General features: G+C 61.5%; 2 protein-coding genes. Both read left to right on the top strand.

Features of this window, described 5'->3' with window-relative positions; genetic code table 11:
* Positions 1-303: 303 nt before the first annotated feature.
* Positions 304-954 carry a hypothetical protein gene (locus tag ADT71_RS00280; protein WP_197282862.1) on the top strand — a complete coding sequence of 217 codons (651 nt, stop codon included), beginning with the start codon at positions 304-306 and terminating at the stop codon, positions 952-954.
* Positions 951-1,931 carry a hypothetical protein gene (locus tag ADT71_RS00275; protein ID WP_054434102.1) on the top strand — a complete coding sequence of 327 codons (981 nt, stop codon included), beginning with the start codon at positions 951-953 and terminating at the stop codon, positions 1,929-1,931. Before ADT71_RS00280 ends, ADT71_RS00275 begins: the two co-directional genes overlap by 4 nt.
* The last annotated feature ends 60 nt before the right edge of the window (positions 1,932-1,991 follow it).

Raw genomic sequence — 1,991 nt, 5'->3', positions numbered from 1 at the left:
CGCTGGCTGGCCGTGTAATATATCCGACGACGCTGCTTCATCGCGACACTCCATCTTCCTCAAAAGATTAAAGTGTTGCCACCACCCGTTGAACCCACCAGGGAAGTCAGACGTTCAACTTCCGCCCATCATCCGCACTGAAATGAAAGAACAACACCAATCGCGCAATTACTTGTCCGCTGATGTCAGGATGCAATGCACAGTCTGCTTGATCGCATCGCTGCCCCGCTTAATATGCCGAACTGAATCATTGGCTTGTCGCGCCGTTAGTTGCAGCCGTGGCAAGCTTGGGGGAGCTTGCTTGTGGAACAATGGGAGCAGCTTGTAACGCAAGGCCATGTGAGGGCGGCACGCTGGCGCATGGCCGCGCCTTTCCTGTTTTGGGGCGCGGTGGCCGCGATCATTCTTGGCGTTTGGCTTGCCCTTTCATTGCCCCACAGCCCGCCATCAACGCGCGTGTCCGAGGCTAAGGCTGCCTTCGTTGACACGCAGCGCCGCGCGGTCAGCCAGTTTATACAAGGGAGCGGTGACAGATTCAGCCAGCCGCCACAGACCGCCATTCAGGCACCCGCGCCCGATCCAGCCCAAGCCGCAGTGACCGCTGCGCTTGACGCGCTACGCCGAGACGGGGACTTGCCTGCGACCGTCACCCGCCTGACCGCCGATGCGTTCTGGCGTGGCGATTGGCAGGCCGACCGCATTCAGGCGGTCGAGGACGGGCGCACGATCCTGATTGGCTATTACGTTGATGTCGCCAACCGCAGCTATCAGCAGCCACCGCAGGTGCGGCGTATCTTTGGGCTGATCCGGCGCGACAATCAAGGCGCGTGGCAGCACTATTGCCTTGCCATGCAGGGTGCCTTGCCATGCGGATCGCCCGCTATCGACCCGACCACCATCCCGGAAACCATGCGCGGATTGTTGCCCGCCACTGCCTTTGAGGTGCAAAGATGACAGGCTGGCTTATCCCTCTCGTCATCGTTGCCGCTTTCGCGATAGCCTTGCTGTTTGCGCCCATCCGCAAAATCCTGCGCAAGGCGCTCAATCTCATTCCTGCGCTCGCGCTATTTATCATCGGTCTTGCCGCCTACGTGCTGTGGAGGCCGGTGAACTGGCTTGTCGCGCGTGTGCCGTTCCTTGCCAATGCAAGCGAACGCTTCGCGGCGGGCGTGGAGCGCATCGGCACGCGCAAGACCGGGTTGCCTGCTGGCGATCGGGCAGCATTTGCGCGCGAACTGTGGCCCGAAGAACGCTACCCGTTCCTCTATCAAGAGGTGCCCGAGGATATTCGCCGTCCCTTGTGGGAGGACGGGAAACTTGTTGGCGGTCAGGATATTCCTTGGATGGCCGACCGCCATTTCAGCGCGGGACTGACGAAGGCCGCAGCACAAAGCGGCCTTGCAGCGGCGCTGATCGCCCTTTTCGCGCAACCGCTGTTGCTGCTGGCGTGGAAGGGCGTTGCGTCACAGGACGCGACCGCTGCGCGCGCCCTAATCGAACAATTCCCCGGCGAAGCGCCTGCCTACGTTTCGGGCTGGGATGTATGGCAGGCCGTTGCAGCGGACTTCGCCGCTACCCTGTTCGGCGGTGCCATCACAATCTTGGGCCTGCTGGCCGCATGGCTGTTAATTGCCGTGGGCGTTGGCATCCTTGTCGCCATCGCCGCAATTGAGCATTGGCGGCGCGAGGCATCGGCCCCCTATGAAGTGCTGTCCAAGGATGCGCATGTGCGCTGGCCATTTCGTGCCGAAGCGCGGGAGATCGCGCGCGCAGGCTATGTGCGTCAGGTCGCTCATGCGACCGACTATCTGGCAGACGCGCCGTTGTTTCACCTCGGCAAGGGCACGGGCACCTTGCGCGTGCGCGGTGACATGGCGGCTCCAAGCAAGGGGTTGAAGCGCCCCGGGTTTCCAGGAGGCTCCAACTTGTGAGAAGGAGCATCCGTTATGAGCAAGACAACCAACAAATTTTCACCTGAAGTCCGCGAGCGG

The organism is Novosphingobium sp. ST904 (assembly GCF_001298105.1).
GTDB lineage: Bacteria > Pseudomonadota > Alphaproteobacteria > Sphingomonadales > Sphingomonadaceae > Novosphingobium.
This window is presented reverse-complemented; position numbering and strand designations above follow the sequence as displayed.

Excerpts from the sequence above, each read along its gene's own strand:
- ADT71_RS00275 (WP_054434102.1), top strand. The coding sequence starts at position 951 with ATGACAGGCTGGCTTATCCCTCTCGTCATCGTTGCCGCTTTCGCGATA.